Origin of the sequence: Parafrankia discariae, assembly GCF_000373365.1 — a bacterium.
GTDB classification, from domain to species: domain Bacteria; phylum Actinomycetota; class Actinomycetes; order Frankiales; family Frankiaceae; genus Parafrankia; species Parafrankia discariae.
Map to the genome: position 1 here is coordinate 1 of NZ_KB891221.1, position 17,661 is coordinate 17,661.

Below are 17,661 nucleotides of genomic sequence, written 5' to 3' on the forward strand. Positions count from 1 at the left end.
GGAGACGTAGATGGGAAAGCTTGACGGCAAGGTCGCGTTCATCACCGGCGCGGCGCGGGGCCAGGGTCGCAGTCATGCGTTGCGGTTAGCGCGGGAGGGCGCTGACATCATCGCGGTGGACCTGTGTGCCCAGATGGATTCGGTGCCCTACCCGATGGCGACTCCGGACGACCTCGAGCAGACCGTGAAGGAGGTCGGGGAGACGGGGCGGCGGATCGTGGCGCGGCAGGCCGACGTCCGTGACGTGGTGGCGCTGGGGAAGGCGTTTCAGGATGGTGTCGCCGAGCTGGGTCCGGTCGACATCGTGCTGGCGAACGCCGGTATCGGGCCGGGTGGGGCGGCGAGCGAGGAAGAGCAGTGGGCGGACGTCGTCGGGGTCAACCTGACGGGGGTGTGGAACACCGGGCGGGTGGCGATCCCGTCGATGGTCGAGCGGGGCCGGGGTGGGGCGATCGTGCTGACCAGTTCGACGGGTGGGCTGGTCGGGGTGGGTATCCCGACGGCGGGGTTTTTGGGGTACACCGCGGCCAAGCACGGTGTCGTCGGGCTGATGCGGTCGTGGGCGAACTATCTGGCGCCGCACAGCATCCGGGTGAACAGTGTCGCCCCGACCACGGTGAAGACGCCGATGGCCGCGAACGGGGATCTGTCGGTGATCACGGCGGGGTCCCCGGAGCTGGCCCGGGTGCTGGCCAACGCGATGCCGGTCGACGCGGTGGACCCGCTGGACGTCTCGAACGCCATCGCCTGGCTGGTCTCGGACGACGCCCGGTACGTGACCGGCACCGTCGTCCCGGTCGACGCCGGCCAGCTCAACAAGCGGTAACACCCACGGCTCCACGGGTGAGGTGGCCCTCCGGGCCACCTCAGGGAGGACCACGATGTCCATCGAGGACGAGCGCAAGGAGCTCCGCCGCGACGTCCAGTACGTCAAGGACCGCATCGCCGTCCTCGACTGCGTCATGAACCAGTCCCGCGGTCATGACCGCCACGATCTCGAGTTGATGACGAGCGTCTACCACGGGGACGGGATCGACGAGCACGGGCCCGTCGTGAAGATCGGCCCCGAGTACGGCGAGTACTCCAAGACCGCCTCGAGCGGCGGGACGGAGTGTGGCGGATCGCGCTGCGCCGGTGCACCCTCGAGTGGACGATGAACGGCGACACGTCGCTGCTCTCCTCCAGGTGCCGACTTCCACGTGCTGACGACGGTGGCCAGCCCGACGGTGTCTCCCCCCGACCACCACCGCTCGAGATCGTTGAGCACGTCACGCACCAGGGATCACCTCAGTCAGCGATTCGGTACCGCGACGCCCGCCGAGGACCGGGGTCCGGCCCGGGCCGTGCGCGCCGCCACGCCCGCGGTCCGGGCGGCAGTCCGGACCGCGGTCAGATGCCGGTCCGGACTGCCGTCCGGTCACTGCCGGACCGGACCCCGCCAGGTTTCGCCCGGCGGAAAAGGCCCCGCGGACGGGGCGGGACGGGTCACTCATCGACTACCCCCGCGATCATCGCCGCATGTGGCCGTGTGGTGGGGCACCGCTCGTTCACGTCATCACGCCGACTCGCGTCAACCGCTTCGGGCGAAATGCGCCACCCTCATCGGGCCAGCAGGTCCGGGATCTTCGGGTCGACGTCGATCTCGACCGAGTTCATGAAGGCTTTGATGGTCGCGAAACAACCCACCGTGAAGATGACATCAAGCAGCTGCTTCACATCCAGCTCGGCGGTGAGCGCATCCCAGGTCGCACGGGCGACGACGCCACTGTCGAGCACCTCGTCGGAGGCCCGGATCAGCGCGTTCTCCACCGGGGTGAGGAAGGGAGCCGTCGGGCCGTAGGCCACGCGTGCCGTCGCCTCATCGGTGAGCCCCGCGGCCCGGCCCGCGAACAGATGCTGCGCCCACAGGTAGCCACACTCACGGCGTGCCGCCACCCGCAGCGCGGGATTCCCATCTGCCGCGGAGTGAGCGTGCTGTCGTACTGCACATATCCGTTGAAGGTGTTGTAGGCGTGGGCGAGGGCGGGATGGTTCGCGAACGCGGCGAGCACGTCGCGCCCGTTCGGCCGGTTGTCGAGATCCGGTCTGGGCCTGCCATGCGCCTCCGCGGACAGCGGAACCACAGCCGCACGCATCTCGGCTGGCCATGTCCGCGCTGACGGGAGTGGGACACGCGCCACAGCACCACTCCTTCACACCGATCGCCGGCAGATCCCCCTTCGCGACAACGACCCTCCGGGCCGCCCCGCTGAACTACTATTTAGCACAGTCTTTCGGTGACCGTCAGCCGGTCAACGGCCGGCCCGCTTCCGACGCCACGAACCACACGCACACGCCGCGCACCACGCACCACGACCGTTGAGCACAGATGGTCGCCAGGCCCGACGCGTCAGGGCGTGCCCGCGGCGCCGGGGTCGGAGGGCACACCGGCGGCGGGTCCGCGCCGGTCGAGGAGCCCGGCCAGGACCTCGAGCGCGTCTCTCACCCGCCGGATGTCGGCCGGGTCGGTGCTGCCGATCGCGGCGGCGAGGGTGTCGTCGATGGGCGCCGAGGGCCGGTCCTGGGCACGGCGCAGCGCCTCGGCCGAGGGACGGACGAGTGTCCTGCGACGGTCGCGGGGGTCGCTGACGGTCTCCAGGGCCCCGACCTCGCGCAACCGGGCGACGCACGCCGAGACCTGGCTCTGCGGGAACCTGACCCGCGCGGTGATCTCCGAGATCGAGCTGTCGGGGTTCCCGAAGACGTCGAACACGACCGCGCGCGTCGGACCGGACATCCGGTGGAGCCCCATCTCCGGGATCGCCTGCTCGCCAAGCTTCATCAGCCTGCGACCCAACTGGAAGAGCTCGAATCCGTCCATGGCAACCTTACAGCAACAGCGATGCATCCCTCAGAGATGCATCTACCTTGATGGAAGTGGAACTGTCCGGCTAGTGTTACAGCCGCTCAGTCCGCGTACGGTCCCGCGGGCCACCCGACCGCCTCTGTGAGTCTTCGTGCTGATTCGCCTGCTGCTGCGCTACGCGCGTCCGTACCGACGGGCCACAGCTCTGGTGGCCATCCTCCAACTCGTCCAGACCGCGGCGGCGCTCCACCTTCCCGACCTGAGCGCCGACGTGATCGACAAGGGTGTCCTGACCGGCGACACCGGCCACATCTGGCGGGTCGGCGGTGTCATGATCGCGGTGTCCCTGGTGCAGCTCCTGTGCGCGATCGCCGCCGCGGTGCTGGCGGCCCGGGTGGCGACGTACCTGGCGCGTGACATGCGCGCCTCGCTGTTCGGCCACGTGCAGTCCTTCTCCTCGACCGAACTGCACCTCTTCGGCGCTCCGTCGCTGATCGTCCGGACAACCAACGACATCACGCAGATCCAGGTCCTCGTGCAGATCACCCTCGCGTTCATGATCACAGCACCGATCATGTGCGTCGGCGGCGTCGTCTTCGCACTCGGCCAGGACGTCCCGCTGTCGCTCCTGCTCGTCGTGATCGCCCCGCTGCTGGGCGCGGCGATCCTGGTCATCCTGCGCCGCATGACACCGCTGTCAGCCACGCAGCAGAGCACGACGGACTCGGTGAACCGCATCATGCGTGAGCAGATCACGGGGCTGCGTGTCGTCCGGGCCTTCGTCCAGGAGGACCACGAACACGCGCGCTTCGCCGCGGTCAACACCCTGCTCACCGACGTGTCCGTACGGGCCGGCCAGCTCATGGCTCTGATGTACCCGCTGGCGACCGCGGTCGCGAGCCTCGCCGGCGTCGCCGTCGTGTGGTTCGGCGCGTTGCGCATCGACTCCGGGGCGATCGGCGTCGGGACGCTGTCGGCGTTCCTCGGCTACGTCATGCAGATCCTCGGAGCGGCCATCATGGCCACCTACCTGCTGCGCATGCTCCCCCGGGCGGAGGTCTGCGCCGGACGCGTCCGCGAGGTGCTCGGCACCGCGAGCACCGTCGTCCCACCCGCCAGAGCCGTGCCGCCCGCCACAGCCCTCCCGCCCGCCACAGCGGTGCCGGCTCTCACCCGGCGCACGCACGTCGAGCTGCGTGGCGTGGAATTCCGGTATCCGGGCGCGGAGGCGACCGTGCTCAGTGATGTGAACATCACCGCGGGCCCCGGCGAGACAGTCGCGATCATCGGCAGCACCGGCAGCGGCAAGAGCACCCTGCTCAGCCTGATCCCCCGGCTGGCCGACACGTCCGAGGGCACGGTCCTGGTGGGCGGCGTCGACGTACGCGCGCTCGACCGGGCGCTGCTGAGCCGGATGATCGGCTATGTCCCGCAGCGGCCCTTCCTGTTCTCCGGAACCGTCGCCACGAATCTGCGTTACGGCGACCCCGAGGCCACCGACGACGAGCTGTGGCGGGCCCTCGACATCGCCCAGGCCCGGGCGTTCGTCGACGCGCTCCCCGAAGGTCTGGACGCGCCGGTCTCGCAGGGCGGCACGAATCTCTCCGGCGGCCAGCGCCAGCGGCTCGCCATCGCACGCGCCCTGGTCGGGCGGCCGGAGGTGTACCTGTTCGACGACTCCTTCTCCGCCCTCGACAACGCGACCGACGCGCGGCTGCGGGCGGCGCTGGCTCGCGAGACGGCGGAGTCGGTGGTCGTCATCGTGGCCCAGCGGGTGAACACGATCCGCGGTGCCGACCGCATCGTCGTGCTCGACGAGGGACGGGTGGTCGGCGTCGGCACCCACCACGCGCTGCTCGCAGGGAACGCGACCTACCGCGAGATCGTGCTGTCACAGATGACCGAGGCGGAGGCGGCGTGAGCCGGAATCGCGCCACCCGGAATCGCGCCACCCGGGGCCTCGGCGCCGCGGCGGGCGGCCCGCGCCGGCCCGACAGGTCCGCGGACTCCCGCGGCACCGTGCGCCGGGTGTGGCAGACGATATCCCGGCAGCGAGGACTGCTCGTGGGCACGACCGTCTCCGGTGTCGCCAGTGTCATCCTGACCGCGTCCGGCCCATGGCTGCTCGGCCGCGCCACCAACCTTGTCGTCGAAGGCACGCTGGGCCGCCAGCCCGACGCGGCGCGGCCTCCGGCCGGTGTCACCGACGGCGCCGCGGCAGCCGGTTCCGGCATCGACTTCGACGCGGTCGGACGGGTGCTGCTGTGCGCGACCGCGGTGTACGTGGCCGCTGGGCTGTGCGCCGTGGTGCAGGCGTGGACGGCCAACCTCGCCGTGCAGCGGGTCACCCGGCAACTGCGCGAGGACGTCGCCATCAAGATTTCCCGGGTGCCTGTCTCCTATTTCGACCGCCAGCGCCGCGGCGAGATCCTCAGCCGGGTCACCAACGACATCGACAACCTCGGTCAGAGCCTCCAGCAGGTGTTCGGGCAGTTCGTCATCCCGCTGTTCAGCATCGCGGGAATGCTGGCCGCGATGTTCTGGATCTCATGGCTGCTGGCGCTGATCTCACTCGTCACCGCCCCGCTGTCCCTCGTCGCCGTGGCGGCGCTCGGCAAACGGGCCCAGCCCTTCTTCCTGGAGCAGTGGAAACAGACCGGCCGTCTCAACAGCCACGTCGAGGAGATGTACACCGGCCACGCCCTGGTCAAGGCCTTCGGGCGCGACCAGCAGGCGATGGACGTCTTCATGGAGAGCAACGACGAGCTGACCGGGGCGACCTACCGGGCGCAGGCGGTGTCGAGCGCCATCCAGCCGGCCATGATGTTCATGAGCAACCTGAACTACGTCCTCATCGCGGTCGTCGGCGGGGTGCGGGTCGCCGCCGGCGCACTGACGATCGGCGACATCCAGGCGTTCATCCAGTACTCCCGCCAGTACAGCCAGCCGCTGGCGTTCCTCGCCAGCATGGCCGGCACCGTGCAGTCCGGCGCCGCCTCGGCCGAACGGGTCTTCGAGATCCTCGACGCGCCCGAGGAGTCACCGGACCCAGTCGAGGCGAACCAGCCGGCATCGACCGTCACGGGTCAGGTCGCATTCGAGAACGTATCCTTCCGGTACACCCCGGACAAGCCACTCATCGAGAACCTGTCGCTGACCGCCGAGCCCGGTCACACCATCGCCATCGTGGGCCCGACCGGCGCGGGCAAGACCACGCTGGTCAACCTGCTCATGCGCTTCTACGACGTCGGCGAGGGTCACATCACCCTGGACGGCGTCGACATCGCCACGATGGCGCGGGCCCGCCTGCGTTCCAGAGTCGGCATGGTCCTGCAGGACACCTGGCTGTTCAGCGGAACCATCGCCGAGAACATCGCCTACGGCGCGCGGGGCGCCACCCGCGACGAGATCGTCGCCGCGGCGACGGCCGCCCACGCCGACCGGTTCATCCGAACCCTGCCCGACGGCTACGACACGATGATCGAGGATGAGGACTCCGGGCTCAGCGCCGGTGAGAAGCAGCTCCTCACCATCGCCCGGGCTTTCCTCGCCAGACCCGCGATCCTCATCCTCGACGAAGCCACCAGCTCCGTCGACACCCGAACCGAAGTTCTCATCCAGGAAGCCATGGCCCGGCTGCGGGAAGGGCGCACGGCCTTCGTCATCGCCCACCGGCTGTCCACCATCCGTGACGCGGACACGATCGTCGTCATGGAGGACGGCGCCATCGTCGAGCAGGGCACGCACGATCACCTCCTCCACGCCGACGGCGCCTACACCCGCCTGTACGCCGCGCAGTTCGCCGATGCGGCGGCCCGGGTCGGGTCGGACTGACCTGGGGCCCTACCGGCCGCTGGAGCCAGTGGTCCGTGCCAGCAGGCTGCCAGTACGGCACACACCACGCCTGGTTCAGGGCCAGGCGATGAAGCCTTCGTGGCGGATGGTCCAGCTTCCGTCACGGGGGAAGCCCGGGGTCAGCGCCGGCGCCCTCCCAGCCAGCGACCATGAGCGACACGGCCGCGAGCAGGCCGCCGTTGGCGGGAAGGAAGATAGACGGGGAGGAGGTAGAGGAGATGAGGCTGCTGCCAGATGAGCAGCGCCCCGATCCCGGAGGGGCTCTCCCTGCCGTCCGGACCTACCTGCTTCGGCCAGCGCGCCCCGGCGTAACTCTGTCGCTGTGCGGTCGCGCAGGCCGAATCCAGGATTGACAGATACCAGTCCAGGCTGCGTTCCAGGAGATCGGGACGGCCCCACGCGGCGAAGTGCGCGGCATGCCACCAGTGCATCTAGAGGTGGAACTTGCCCTGCCAGGAGTTGGTGACCAACCCGGTTTCCTACGGCGGGTCAGCCCCACGTCGGCATCGTCGCGGTGTTCACGGCCAGGCGTTTCTCCGGGTGGGCGGCGGCCTGGTCGTGAAAGGCCGGGAAGGTCTGCATGCCGGTGATGTCGGCGGTGAAGGCGAAATCGCCGTTGCCGACCGTGATCGCCGCCGCCCCGTCCGCCCGCACCAGCTCGACGTTGTGACGGCGGACGACAGCCTCTCGGTCAATCCTGCTCAGCCTTTCCGCCCATGCAAACCCAATCGCGGGCCCCAGGCGCGCGACCCGTCGACACTAGCTCGCGCTAGTTTTCAAAGGACACGCTATATTGGTGCCTTAGCGCGTGCAAGCTGTCCGAACCCAGGAGGCGGCGCGGCACCGCCAGGGACCCTCCCGCCGTCCACCATGAGGAGCAACCCCTCCGCGCCCGGATCTTCTACTCTGGTACAGGGAGAATATGAGACGGCCTTCCACAGCGGCCTCATCCGGCACCGGGGTTGACGTGATCCTCGGCGTCGACGTCGGCACGACCGCCACGAAGGTCGTGGCCTTCGACCCGGACGGTCGCGAGCACGCCAGTGCGAGGGTCGGCTATCCCCTGCTCGAGCCTCACCCCGGCGAGGCCGTGCAGGACCCCGACGTCATCAGGGGGGCGGTGACCGAGGCGATCAGAGGGGCGGCGCGGCAGGCCCAGGACGCCGGTCACCGGGTCAGCGGCCTCTCCTTCTCCGCCGCGATGCACACGCTCATCGGCATCGGCGACGCCGGCCGGCCACTGACCCCGTCACTCACCTGGGCGGATGCCCGGGCGGCGGCACAGGCCGAACGGCTGCGCGCCGCCTACGGCCTGGAGCTGCACCGCCGGACCGGCACGCCTACGCACCCGATGTCCCCGTTGGCCAAGCTCGTGTGGTTCCGCGAGCAGGACCCGGAGACCTTCGCGGCGGTGCGCCGCTGGGTGGGGATCAAGGAGTACGTCCTCGCCGACCTGTGCGGCGAGTGGCTCGTCGACCACTCGGTGGCATCCGCCACCGGGCTGCTCGACCTGGCCGCCCTCGACTGGGACGGCGAGGCACTGGACGTCGCCGGCATCGACCCGGCCCGGCTGTCCCGCCTCGCCGCGACGATCGAGGTCCTCCCCCGCCTCACCCCGGCCGCGGCCGGGGCGCTCGGGCTGCCGGCCGCGACGCCGGTGGTCGTCGGCGCGAGCGACGGGGCGCTGGCGTCGCTCGGGGTGGGAGCGGTGCACAGCGGGGTCGCGTCCTGCTCGATCGGGACGAGCGCCGCGATCCGGGTGATGGTCGACCGGCCGACCGTCGACCCGTCCGGGCACCTCTTCTGCTACGCCCTCGCACCGGAGCGCTGGGTGGTCGGCGGGGCCATCAACAACGGCGGGCTGGTGCTGCGGTGGGCACGTGACGCACTGGCACCCGACCTGGAGGACGAGCCAGCCGTGCTGGACGTCGCGGCCCGGGCCCCGGCGGGGTCCGACGGGCTGCTGATGCTGCCGTACCTGACCGGGGAGCGGGCGCCGCACTGGGACTCGCTCTCCCGCGGGGCCTACGTCGGGCTGACCCGGGGACACCGCCGCGAGCACCTCGTCCGGGCGGCACTCGAAGGGGTCTGTCTGCAGCTCGCACTGGTCGCGAAGTCCATCCGGGCCACCGGGATCGAGGTGCGCGAGACGCGGGCCACCGGCGGTTTCGCCCGCAGCGCGCTGTGGCGGCAGATCCTCACCGACGCCCTCGGCATGGACGTTGGCTTCCCCTCGACCCGTGAGGGCACGAGCTTCGGCGCGGCGCTGCTGGGCATGTACGCCCTCGGCATGGTCGAGAACCTCGACGTCGCGGCCGACCTCGTGCGGGCCGGTGAGAGCCACCGCCCCGAGGCGGCGTCCACTGCCACCTACCGCGCGCTGCTCCCGGTCTTCGAGTCGCTCCACGAGGCCCTCGTCCCGGCGTTCCGCACGCTGCGGGACCTCGGCCGGCCCGGCCGCGACACCCACTGACCACGGCCAGCGCCGAAACGGGTCGCCACCCCTCAGATCGCGATCAGGCGTGACGGCGCGAGGCGGTCGAGCCGCGCCTGACGAGGGTGACCGGCAGTACCAGGGGGGAACCCGACGAGCGCACCCCACGGATGACGGCGAGGCAGTTACGGACGCCCGTCGCACCCATCTGGTGCAGCGGTGCCGCGACGGTCGTCAGGCCCGGGTCGATGATCTCGTCATAGACGATGTTGTCGAAGCCGACGACGCTCACATCCCGGGGAACGGCGAGCCCGAGGCTGCGCAGCCCTTTCATGACGCCGATGGCGAGCTGGTCGTTGTAGGAGATCACCGCCGTCACCCCGGCCTCCGCGACGCGACGGGCGGCCGCGAAGCCCGAGCGCACCGTGGGGACCTGAGGTCCGATCCGGCGGATGTCGAGGCCGAGCTCCGGTCCCAGCTCCCGCAGCGCCCGCCATCGGGTCCCGTCCGACCAGCTCGCCTCGGGACCGGCCACGTAGAGAACGCCCTCGTGGCCGAGCGCCGCCAGGTGCGCCGCGGCCTGGCGCATCCCGTGGACGTTGTCCGTCACAACACAGCTGACCTCGGGGATCGTGCGGTTGAGCAGGACGACGACCTTCTGTTTGGCCGTCATGCGCAACGCCGAGTCACTCATCCGCGAGCTGGCGATCACGAAACCGTCCACCCGGGGAAGCTCCTGGTCGACGGTTCGTCGTTCCACGGCGGCCGATTCGCGCGTGTGGGACAGGGTGAGCAGGTAGCCCGCCTCGTCGGCCGCCGCGTAGGCCCCCTTGATGATCTCGCCGTAGTACGGGTTCGTGACGTCGGAGATGACCAGCCCGATCGTCCTCGTGCGCACGGGGTCGGGGGCGCGTCCGTCCAGCCGGCCGGCCCGGTAGCCGACACGCTCGGCCGCCTCGAAGATCTGGCGCGCGGTCTCGGCGGCGACCCGGCCTGGCCGGGCGTAGGCGCGCGAGACCGTGGACGCTGCGACCCCCGCCTCGCGGGCCACGTCGTAGATCGTCGGACGCTGCTGCACTGATGCAGGGTAAGGCGCCACGTCCGGGGCGGCGCGCACGCTCAGGGACCGCCCAGCTCGGTCACCTGCGCGACCACTGCCGCCACCAGCTCGCCGTCCCGGCCCAGCCCGGGACCGAGAAGGTCGAGCACCAGGCGGGCGGCCTCGGGCAGCGGGGCCCGGGCCGCGGCGACCGCCCGGCCCGCCTCGGCGTCGCGTACCGATGCCGTCCCCTCCCGCAGGTGCAGCATCCAGGCGGCGATCACCCGGGCTCCGCCCCGCGCCACCACGCCGCGGGCGCGTTCGGCGCGCAGGACCGGCAGGATGCGCACCGGAAGCTTCTGGGAGCCGTCGACGGCGATCTGCGCGAGCAGGTGCCGGATGCGCGGGTTCTCGAAGCGACCCAGCAACGCCTGTCGGTAGGAGTCGAGCTCGGTTCCGGGCAGGCCCAGGTGGCGGGACGCCTCGGCCCACCACTCGATCAACCATCCGCGACAGCGTGGGTCGGCGACAGCCTGCGCGACCGTGACGTGCCCGCGGCGGGGACCGGCGTAGGCCAGCAGTGAATGCGCGCCGTTGAGCAGCCACAGCTTGCGGTTCTCGAACGGCGTCAGGTCGGCGACGAACCGGGCGCCCGCGTGTTCCCACTCGGGCCGCCCACCCGGGAAGTCACCGCTGAGCACCCATTCCGAGAACGGCTCGGTGACCACCGGCACGGCGTCGTCGTGGCCGGTCGCGGCGCGCACCGCGGCGCCGTCGGCGTCGGCGTCGGTGGTGCCCGGGGTGATGCGGTCGACCATCGTGGTCACCCACGAGGCGCCGTCCGCGGCGGCGACGAGCTCCGGTCGTCCGGTCGCCGCGGCCAGCTCGCGTACCGCGTGCCCGGCCACAGCGCCGTTGCCCGCCAGGTTGTCGCACGGCACTGTCGCGACCGGACTGCGGCCGGCCCGGGCCCGCGCGTGCAGTCCGGCGAGCAGGCGGGCGGGAGCCGTCATCACCGGGGCGCCGGGATCGGTGCGCAGCGCCGCGATGTCGGCGGCGACGTCCCCGCGCGCCAGGTCGAGACCCCCGTCGGGGTCACGGGCGTAACCGGCCTCCGTGACCGTCAGGGTGACGACGGCGAGGGCCGGCTGCCGCCAGTACGCCAGCCAGGCGTCGTGGTCGCTGCCCGCGTGCGCCGCGGCGAGCGAGCTGATCACGTCGAAGCGGTCGCCTTCGGCACCGCGCGTCAGCAGGGTGTAGAGCCCGTCCTGGGCGGTCAGCGCGTGCGCGAGGTCCTGGCGGCGGTGGGAGAACGCCGCGATCCCCCACTGCCGGGCGTCCGGCGCCCGGTCGGTGTACCAGGCCTGATGGGCCCGGAAGAAGCTGCCGAGCCCGAGATGGAGGATGCGTACCGGAGCCGCCGGCCGCCCGTCGCCACCGGACCGCGACAGCGGCTGGGCGACAGCCGCAGGACGACTCGACGGCGGCGGGGGCACGGGGCTGCTAGCAGGCACGGCCGCGGGGCGGGTCACAGACGGAAGGCCTCTCGCGGCCTGACCACCACCAGCTCGACGGCGGTCTCGAAGGCCTCGTCCTCCTCCAGCCGGTGCTCGGCGACGAGCTCGGCGAGCACGCCGCAGTCGAGCCGACGGGACATGTCGTGGCGGACCGGCACGGAGCAGAAGGCACGCGTGTCGTCCACGAAGCCGGAGGTGCGCGTGAAACCCGCGGTCTCGGTCACCGCCCGCCGGAAGCGGCGGATGGAGTCCGGCGCGTCGAGGAACCACCAGGGGGCGCCGACGTACACCGCCGGGTAGAAGCCCGCGAGCGGGGCGATCTCCCGCGAGAAGACCGTCTCGTCGACGGTGAACAGCACCAGGCGGAAGTCGGGATCGGTGCCGTGGCGATCGAGGAGCGGCTGCAGCGCCTGAGTGAACTCGGTTCGCAGCGGGATGTCGTGCCCGGTGTCCGGGCCGTACCGGCGTGAAGTCGGGGTGTGGTGGTTGCGCCGCACGCTCGGATGCAGCGTCATCACCAGCCCGTCCTCGCAGGACATCCGCGCCGACTCGCAGATCATGTGCCGACGGAACGCGGTGGCCTCGGCCTCGCTCGCCTCCCCGGCCAGAGCGGCACGGAAGATCCTGGCGGCCTCGGCGAGCGGCAGCGGATCGGTCCGGACATCCGGATGGCCGTGGTCGCAGGACGTGGCACCGTGCTCGGCGAAGTAGCGGCGACGGGCCTCCAGCGCGCGCACGTAGCCGTCGTAGTCACCGACGTCGGTGTCGGCCGCCTCGCCGAGACGCCGCACCTCCTCGTCCCAACCCGCTCGGGTGGGCTCCAGGTACCGGTCGGGGCGGAAGGTGGGGATGACCCGGCCGGGCCAGTCCGGATCCGCGGCGAGAGCGCGGTGCGCCGCGAGATCGCTGCAGGGGTCGTCGGTGGTGGCCAGAACCTCGATGTCGAACCGGCGGAACAGCGCTCGAGGTCGATACGCCTCGTCGGCGAGCCGCTCGGCGACCTGGTCGTAGATCCGGTCCGCGCTGTCGGGACCGGGCCGTTCGGTGACACCGAAGATCTCGGCCAGCTGGGATTCCAGCCAGTAACGCACCGGGGTGCCGCGGAACACGGCCCAGTGCTCGCAGAACGTGCGCCACACCGCTCGCGCCTGTTCCTCGGACAGCGGGCCGCGTCCGACGCCCAGCTCCGCCAGCGGCACCCCGCTGGCGTGCAGCAGCCGGGTCACGTAATGGTCCGGAGTGATCAGCAGGCTGGCCGGGTCCGCGAACGCCTCGTCGTGTACCAGCAGGAAGGGGTCGACGTGACCGTGCGGGGAAAGGATCGGCAGGTCACGCACGGTTTCGTACAGCCGCCGGGCGAGCGCCCGCACCCCCGGGTCGACCGGGAACAGGCGATCGGGGTGCGGACGGAGCGGGACAACGCCACCCGGCGCGGTGACGTCACCTGACACGACGAAGTTGCCTGACACAAAGTGGAGCGTCGGCGGTGCGGCGACCCGACGGCAATCGGTTGCCACAAGTTGTCCGCGTCGTTGCGGAACCGGCACCCGCTGTGCTCGGCTGTCCGCCATGACGGTGTCCGCGACAGCCACCTCGACCGGACCAATCACCACGGCTGTACCGGTCCCCACAGCCGGAGGACCGCGCGGCCTGCTGACCGACGACGAGGTGACGCGCTTCGTCTCCGAGCAGCTCGCCGCCGCGGATCTGGACGGGCGCAGCGTCTGCCTGGTGATCCCGGATGGCACCCGCAGCTGCCCACTGCCGCTGCTGCTCTCCGCCGTCCACCGCGCCCTGCACGGACGGGTGCGCCGCCTCACGGCGCTTGTCGCGCTCGGTACCCACGCGGCGATGGACGAGCAGGCCCTCGCGGCCCACCTCGGCTACCGGCCCGGAGCCGTCGCCGAGCGTTATCCCGGTCTGACGGTCCTCAACCACCGCTGGTGGGAACCCGCGGACTTCGCCTCGGTGGGCACGATCCCGGCCACCCGGGTCGGTGAGCTCTCCGGCGGGCTGCTGCGTCGGGAGGTGCGCGTACGGCTCAACCGCGCGGTGGTGGAGCACGACGTCGCCCTCGTCGTCGGGCCCGTGTTCCCGCACGAGGTGGTGGGCTTCTCCGGCGGCAACAAGTACTTCTTCCCCGGCGTCTCGGGGCCGGAGGTCATCAACCTGTCGCACTGGCTCGGCGCGCTCATCACCAGCGCCGAGATCATCGGCACCCGGGGGATCACTCCCGTCCGCGCCCTGATCGACGAGGCCGCAGCACTGATCCCCAGCCGGCGCCTGGCGCTCTGTGTCGTCGTCCGATCCGGCGAGGAGCGCGCGGGCTCACTGCACGCCGTGTCCTTCGGCGCGCCGGAGGAGGCCTGGGCCGCGGCCGCCGACATCTCGGCCGAGACCCACGTGCGCCACCTCGACGCGCCGGTGGCCCGGGTGGTGTCGCTGATACCCGCCCGCTACGCCGACATCTGGACGGCCGCCAAGGGCTTCTACAAGCTCGAACCCGTGGTCGCCGACGGAGGCGAGGTCATCCTGCACGCGCCGCACGTACGCCACCTGGCCCCGATGCACCCGGAGATCGAGCGGATCGGATACCACTGCCGCGACTATTTCACCCGGCAGTGGGACCGGTTCAGCCATCTGTCCTGGGGGGTGCTCGCGCATTCCACCCACCTGCGCGGGGCCGGCACCTACGACGAGGTGCACGGGGAACGCTGCCGGGTGACCGTGACCCTGGCCACCGCCATCCCGGAGGACGTCGTGCGCGCGGCGAACCTGAACTACCTGGACCCGGCGCGGGTCGACGTCGAGACCCTCGCCGCCGACCCGGACACGCTGGTCGTGCCGCACGCCGGTGAGGTCCTGTACCGACTTCGCCGGCCGGCCTGAGGCGGCACCGGCCGGCGCCGCCTCAGGCCTCCGGGCGCCAGCGCCGGCGGACGGAGAACGCGGCGCTCTTGGGGTGCCGGTCGCGGGTGAACACACCCTTCTTGTTGCCGTCGACCCGGATGATGTGCGGGCTGGTACCGAAGTCGGCGAAGTTCCAGATGTGCTCGCCGATCACGGCATCGACCCGGTCGAACACCCGGTGGTGCATCTCGAGGAACCGCACCTGGTACTCCTCGGACCAGGGCGTGTCGACCACGGCGTGCAGGCCGGCCATGGTGTCCGCGCCGTACTCGGTCACGATCACCGGCTTGCCGTGCGCGGCCCACCTGTTCAGCTCGGCCTCCAGCGCGACCTCGGCGGCCTCGAGCTCCCCGTTGTTGACGTACCAGCCGTAGTAACGGTTGATCATGACGACGTCGGCCAGCTCGGTGACCTGGCACTGGTCGAACGAGTTGACGAAGCCCACCGGACGGGTGGGGTCGAGCTTGCGCGCCTCGGCGAACAGCGGTGCGAAGTACTCCCGGGCGGCGGAGGTACTGGAATCCGGTTCGTTCGCGATGCTCCACAGCACCACGCTCGGATGGTTCCGGTCCCGGATGACCAGTTCCCGCACGGCCTGGAGGTGCGTGCGCTGGGTGACGGAGCTGATGCCTTCCTCGTTGAATGTGCTCACCGTCGGCCTGCTGCCGAAGGCAAGGGAGGTCTTCAGGTTCAGACCGACGGCAGCGGTCTCGTCGATCACGACGATGCCGCGCCGGTCGGCGTACTCCAGCACTTCCTCCGCATACGGATAGTGGGAGGTGCGGAAGGAGTTCGCCCCGATCCACTCCATCAGCTCGAAGTCATGGACCATGAGCGCGTCGTCATGGCCCTTGCCGCGCACCGGCGCGTCCTCGTGCTTGCCGAAGCCCCGGAAGTAGAAGGGCTCCCCGTTGATCAGGAACTGGGTGCCGTGTACCTCGACGGTACGCACACCGACCGGCAGGACATAGCTGTCGGCCACCTCCCCGCCGGCAGCCTCGCCGCCGGCACCGAGCAGGCGGGCTTCGAGCTCGTACAGGTAGCCGTCGCCCGGTGCCCAGGGATGCACGGCCGGCACGCTCAGCACCCCCTCGGCGCCGTCGGCGGAGGCGACCTCCTGCCCCTGCGCGTCGCGGAGCACGACCCGGGTGGCGGCAGCACCCTGGGCGCCCTCGGTCTCCACCGCGTAGTGCACCGTGCCCGCGGCGCCGTCGAGACCGGTCTCCACCGTGATGTCGCTGATCCGCGTGTGCGGTGTGGTGTACAGCCAGACCGAGCGGTGCAGACCCGCGTAGTTGAAGAAGTCGTGGAAGTACTTCTGGCGGCGGCCCTGCGGGGTGTCCTCCACGATGCCCGGCGGTATGGAGGTCAACGTAAGCTCGTTGTTGACGACCACGGTGACCCGGGCCTCGTCCCCGGGTGCCACGACGTCGGTGAGGTCGGCCTCGAACGGCGTGTAGCCACCCTCGTGCCTGGCGACGAGCGTGTCGTTCACCCAGACGACCGCGCGGTGGGTCGCGGCGTCGAAACGCAGCACGACCCGCCGCGCGGACCAGCCGGCCGGGATGCGGACGACCGTCTGGTACCAGGCGTCACCCACATGATCACGCACGGCGAGGTCGGGCACGATGTCGTTGTAGCTGGCCGGCACCGGCATCTCCCGGGCCCCGGGCAGGCGCGCACGCCACCAGCCCGCGTTCCGACCGGTACCCGCGGGGTCGAGACGGAAGGCCCACAGCCCGCCCAGAGATCGTCGCTCCCGTGTCGAACCGTCCTGGGGACGAAGCATTCTCAGGCTCCCTGAAGATACGCGGCGGCAACGCCGGCGTTTCCGCGATGTACGGAGACATTCAGCCGCCGGCGGACGAGCCGAGCAAGCGGTTGCCACTTGTTGCCGCGCACCATCCCCGGGCCGGGCACGGCTGAACGACAGGCCGATATCCTGTCGCCTGAAAGCTAGGTTGATTCGCGGCGGACGAGGGTGACGCTCACCGGGGGCCGCCAGTCCGACAGGGGCCGGCCTTCGGTCTGGTTGATGGCGTATTCGGCGAATCCACGGCCGAGAGTGGCGGTGTCGAACCGGACAGTGGAAAGCGCGGGGACGAACATTGTCGCTATGGGGCTGTCGTCGTGACCGATGACGGCGAGGTCGTCGGGTATCCGTATCCCAAGGCGGATCGCGGCGCTGACGACGGTGGCGGCGACGTCGTCGTTGAAGGCGACGACGCCGGTCACTCCGGCGCCGTGCCAGGCACGGACCGCGTCGTCGGCGGATCCGTCGCGGTAGTCGACGTACCTGATGTCGACGGGTGGCAGGTCGAGGGCGCGGGCCCGTTCCCGGGCCGCCTCGTGGCGGGCCCCGACGAGAGAGGACGGGAGGGGGTCGGCGAAGGCGGCGTAGGCGAGCTGGCGGCGGCCGTGTTCGTGCAGGTGCTCCACCTGGATGCGGGGTCCCGCGCTGACGGCCAGGGAGAGGTCGAGGGGTTCCCGCCGGGCGGGGTCCGGGAAGATCCGGCGGATCCCGCAGCCGCGCATCGAGACGATCTCGGCCGGGCTGAAGGTGGTGAAGCCGAAGACGCTGTCCGGGGTCAGGAGCTCCCAGAGGGGACGGGTCTCGCCGTGCGACCGGCGGGTGTAGGTGACCAGAGAGTAACCGGCCTCGTCCAGCACGCGGGACGCCTCGTCGAGGTAGATCCGGAAGCTGTACTCGACGGGCCAGTCCGGCAGGACGAACAGGACGATCCTGCTGCGGCCGCTGGCGAGGGCCTGGGCGGCGCTGTTCGGCCGGTAGCCGAGGCGCAGCGCCGCTTCGAGCACCCGTTCCCGGGTGCCCTCCGAGATCGTCTGCCCGCGGGTCCGGTTGAGGACGAAGCCCACCGTCGCCCGCGAAACCCCTGCGGCCGCAGCGACATCCGTGGCGGTGACCCGTCGCTTCGCCGTCGCCTCTGACACGGCCACCGCCCCCTCGCTCAAGCCCACTTGCGCGCGCTAACAGCACGATGTTAGCTTGTCTACCCACGACGCTAGTACGTGCTAGTGGCCTGGGGCACCTACCTTCGCG

The 17,661-nt window shown here is 71.0% G+C and carries 13 protein-coding genes and 2 pseudogenes; 6 read left to right on the top strand and 9 right to left on the bottom strand.

Going from position 1 to position 17,661, the window contains the following annotated elements:
• Positions 1-10 precede the first annotated feature (10 nt).
• Together B056_RS0118970 and B056_RS41995 are read left to right on the top strand one after the other, a co-directional pair.
• Positions 11-826 carry a mycofactocin-coupled SDR family oxidoreductase gene (locus tag B056_RS0118970; RefSeq protein WP_018502434.1) on the top strand — a complete coding sequence of 272 codons (816 nt, stop codon included), beginning with the start codon at positions 11-13 and terminating at the stop codon, positions 824-826.
• A 55-nt stretch (positions 827-881) separates the two neighbouring features.
• Positions 882-1,183 (top strand): annotated as a pseudogene (locus B056_RS41995) (nuclear transport factor 2 family protein); the annotation flags it as partial.
• A 416-nt stretch (positions 1,184-1,599) separates the two neighbouring features.
• Here B056_RS41995 and B056_RS44505 read toward each other — a convergent pair.
• On the bottom strand, positions 1,600-1,935 hold the full coding sequence (locus B056_RS44505; protein WP_018503444.1) for a carboxymuconolactone decarboxylase family protein: 336 nt from the start codon (positions 1,933-1,935) through the stop codon (positions 1,600-1,602).
• A 454-nt stretch (positions 1,936-2,389) separates the two neighbouring features.
• Entirely contained in the window at positions 2,390-2,860 is a 471-nt protein-coding gene (locus tag B056_RS0118985; RefSeq protein WP_018503445.1) for a helix-turn-helix domain-containing protein, read from the bottom strand.
• Between the two features lie 136 nt (positions 2,861-2,996).
• Here B056_RS0118985 and B056_RS0118990 point away from each other — a divergent pair, with 136 nt between their 5' ends.
• Positions 2,997-4,766, top strand: coding sequence for an ABC transporter ATP-binding protein (locus B056_RS0118990; RefSeq protein ID WP_018503446.1), 1,770 nt, complete (start codon positions 2,997-2,999; stop codon positions 4,764-4,766).
• Positions 4,763-6,679, top strand: coding sequence for an ABC transporter ATP-binding protein (locus B056_RS0118995; RefSeq protein WP_018503447.1), 1,917 nt, complete (start codon positions 4,763-4,765; stop codon positions 6,677-6,679). Before B056_RS0118990 ends, B056_RS0118995 begins: the two co-directional genes overlap by 4 nt.
• Positions 6,680-6,906: 227 nt before the next feature.
• Here the strand turns inward: B056_RS0118995 and B056_RS46075 are convergent.
• Positions 6,907-7,179 (bottom strand): annotated as a pseudogene (locus B056_RS46075) (hypothetical protein); the annotation flags it as partial.
• Positions 7,180-7,189: 10 nt separating this feature from the next.
• Positions 7,190-7,354 carry a hypothetical protein gene (locus B056_RS42885; RefSeq protein ID WP_018503448.1) on the bottom strand — a complete coding sequence of 55 codons (165 nt, stop codon included), beginning with the start codon at positions 7,352-7,354 and terminating at the stop codon, positions 7,190-7,192.
• A gap of 268 nt (positions 7,355-7,622) precedes the next feature.
• On the opposite strand from B056_RS42885, the gene B056_RS0119005 reads away from it, so the two are divergent.
• On the top strand, positions 7,623-9,173 hold the full coding sequence (locus B056_RS0119005; RefSeq protein WP_051105671.1) for a gluconokinase: 1,551 nt from the start codon (positions 7,623-7,625) through the stop codon (positions 9,171-9,173).
• A 43-nt stretch (positions 9,174-9,216) separates the two neighbouring features.
• Here B056_RS0119005 and B056_RS37145 read toward each other — a convergent pair whose 3' ends face one another.
• From B056_RS37145 to uxaC, 3 genes are read right to left on the bottom strand one after another with little or no spacing between them, the layout of a single operon-like run.
• Positions 9,217-10,212 (bottom strand): LacI family DNA-binding transcriptional regulator, encoded by a 996-nt coding sequence (locus B056_RS37145; protein WP_018503450.1) that lies wholly within the window; start codon positions 10,210-10,212, stop codon positions 9,217-9,219.
• A 41-nt stretch (positions 10,213-10,253) separates the two neighbouring features.
• Positions 10,254-11,669: a mannitol dehydrogenase family protein gene (locus B056_RS0119015; protein ID WP_018503451.1), complete on the bottom strand. Its 1,416-nt coding sequence runs from the start codon at positions 11,667-11,669 to the stop codon at positions 10,254-10,256.
• A gap of 32 nt (positions 11,670-11,701) precedes the next feature.
• On the bottom strand, positions 11,702-13,159 hold the full coding sequence (uxaC, locus tag B056_RS0119020) for a glucuronate isomerase (protein WP_018503452.1): 1,458 nt from the start codon (positions 13,157-13,159) through the stop codon (positions 11,702-11,704).
• 100 nt (positions 13,160-13,259) lie between these two features.
• Between uxaC and B056_RS0119025 the strand changes: the two genes are divergently transcribed.
• Positions 13,260-14,579, top strand: a complete 1,320-nt coding sequence (locus B056_RS0119025; RefSeq protein WP_018503453.1) for a lactate racemase domain-containing protein — start codon at positions 13,260-13,262, stop codon at positions 14,577-14,579.
• Between the two features lie 22 nt (positions 14,580-14,601).
• On the opposite strand, the gene uidA is transcribed toward B056_RS0119025, so the two are convergent.
• Positions 14,602-16,389 carry a beta-glucuronidase gene (gene uidA / locus B056_RS0119030; protein ID WP_026239867.1) on the bottom strand — a complete coding sequence of 596 codons (1,788 nt, stop codon included), beginning with the start codon at positions 16,387-16,389 and terminating at the stop codon, positions 14,602-14,604.
• Positions 16,390-16,556: 167 nt separating this feature from the next.
• Complete coding sequence (locus tag B056_RS0119035; RefSeq protein ID WP_084647191.1) at positions 16,557-17,552, bottom strand: LacI family DNA-binding transcriptional regulator; 996 nt, start codon at positions 17,550-17,552, stop codon at positions 16,557-16,559.
• Between the last annotated feature and the right edge of the window lie 109 nt (positions 17,553-17,661).

What these genes read in the sequence shown, in the direction of transcription:
- B056_RS0119005 (WP_051105671.1), top strand. Translation starts at nt 7,623, where the DNA reads ATGAGACGGCCTTCCACAGCGGCCTCATCCGGCACCGGGGTTGACGTG.
- uidA (WP_026239867.1), bottom strand. Translation starts at nt 16,389, where the DNA reads ATGCTTCGTCCCCAGGACGGTTCGACACGGGAGCGACGATCTCTGGGC.
- B056_RS0119025 (WP_018503453.1), top strand. Translation starts at nt 13,260, where the DNA reads ATGACGGTGTCCGCGACAGCCACCTCGACCGGACCAATCACCACGGCT.
- B056_RS0118985 (WP_018503445.1), bottom strand. Translation starts at nt 2,860, where the DNA reads ATGGACGGATTCGAGCTCTTCCAGTTGGGTCGCAGGCTGATGAAGCTT.
- B056_RS0118970 (WP_018502434.1), top strand. Translation starts at nt 11, where the DNA reads ATGGGAAAGCTTGACGGCAAGGTCGCGTTCATCACCGGCGCGGCGCGG.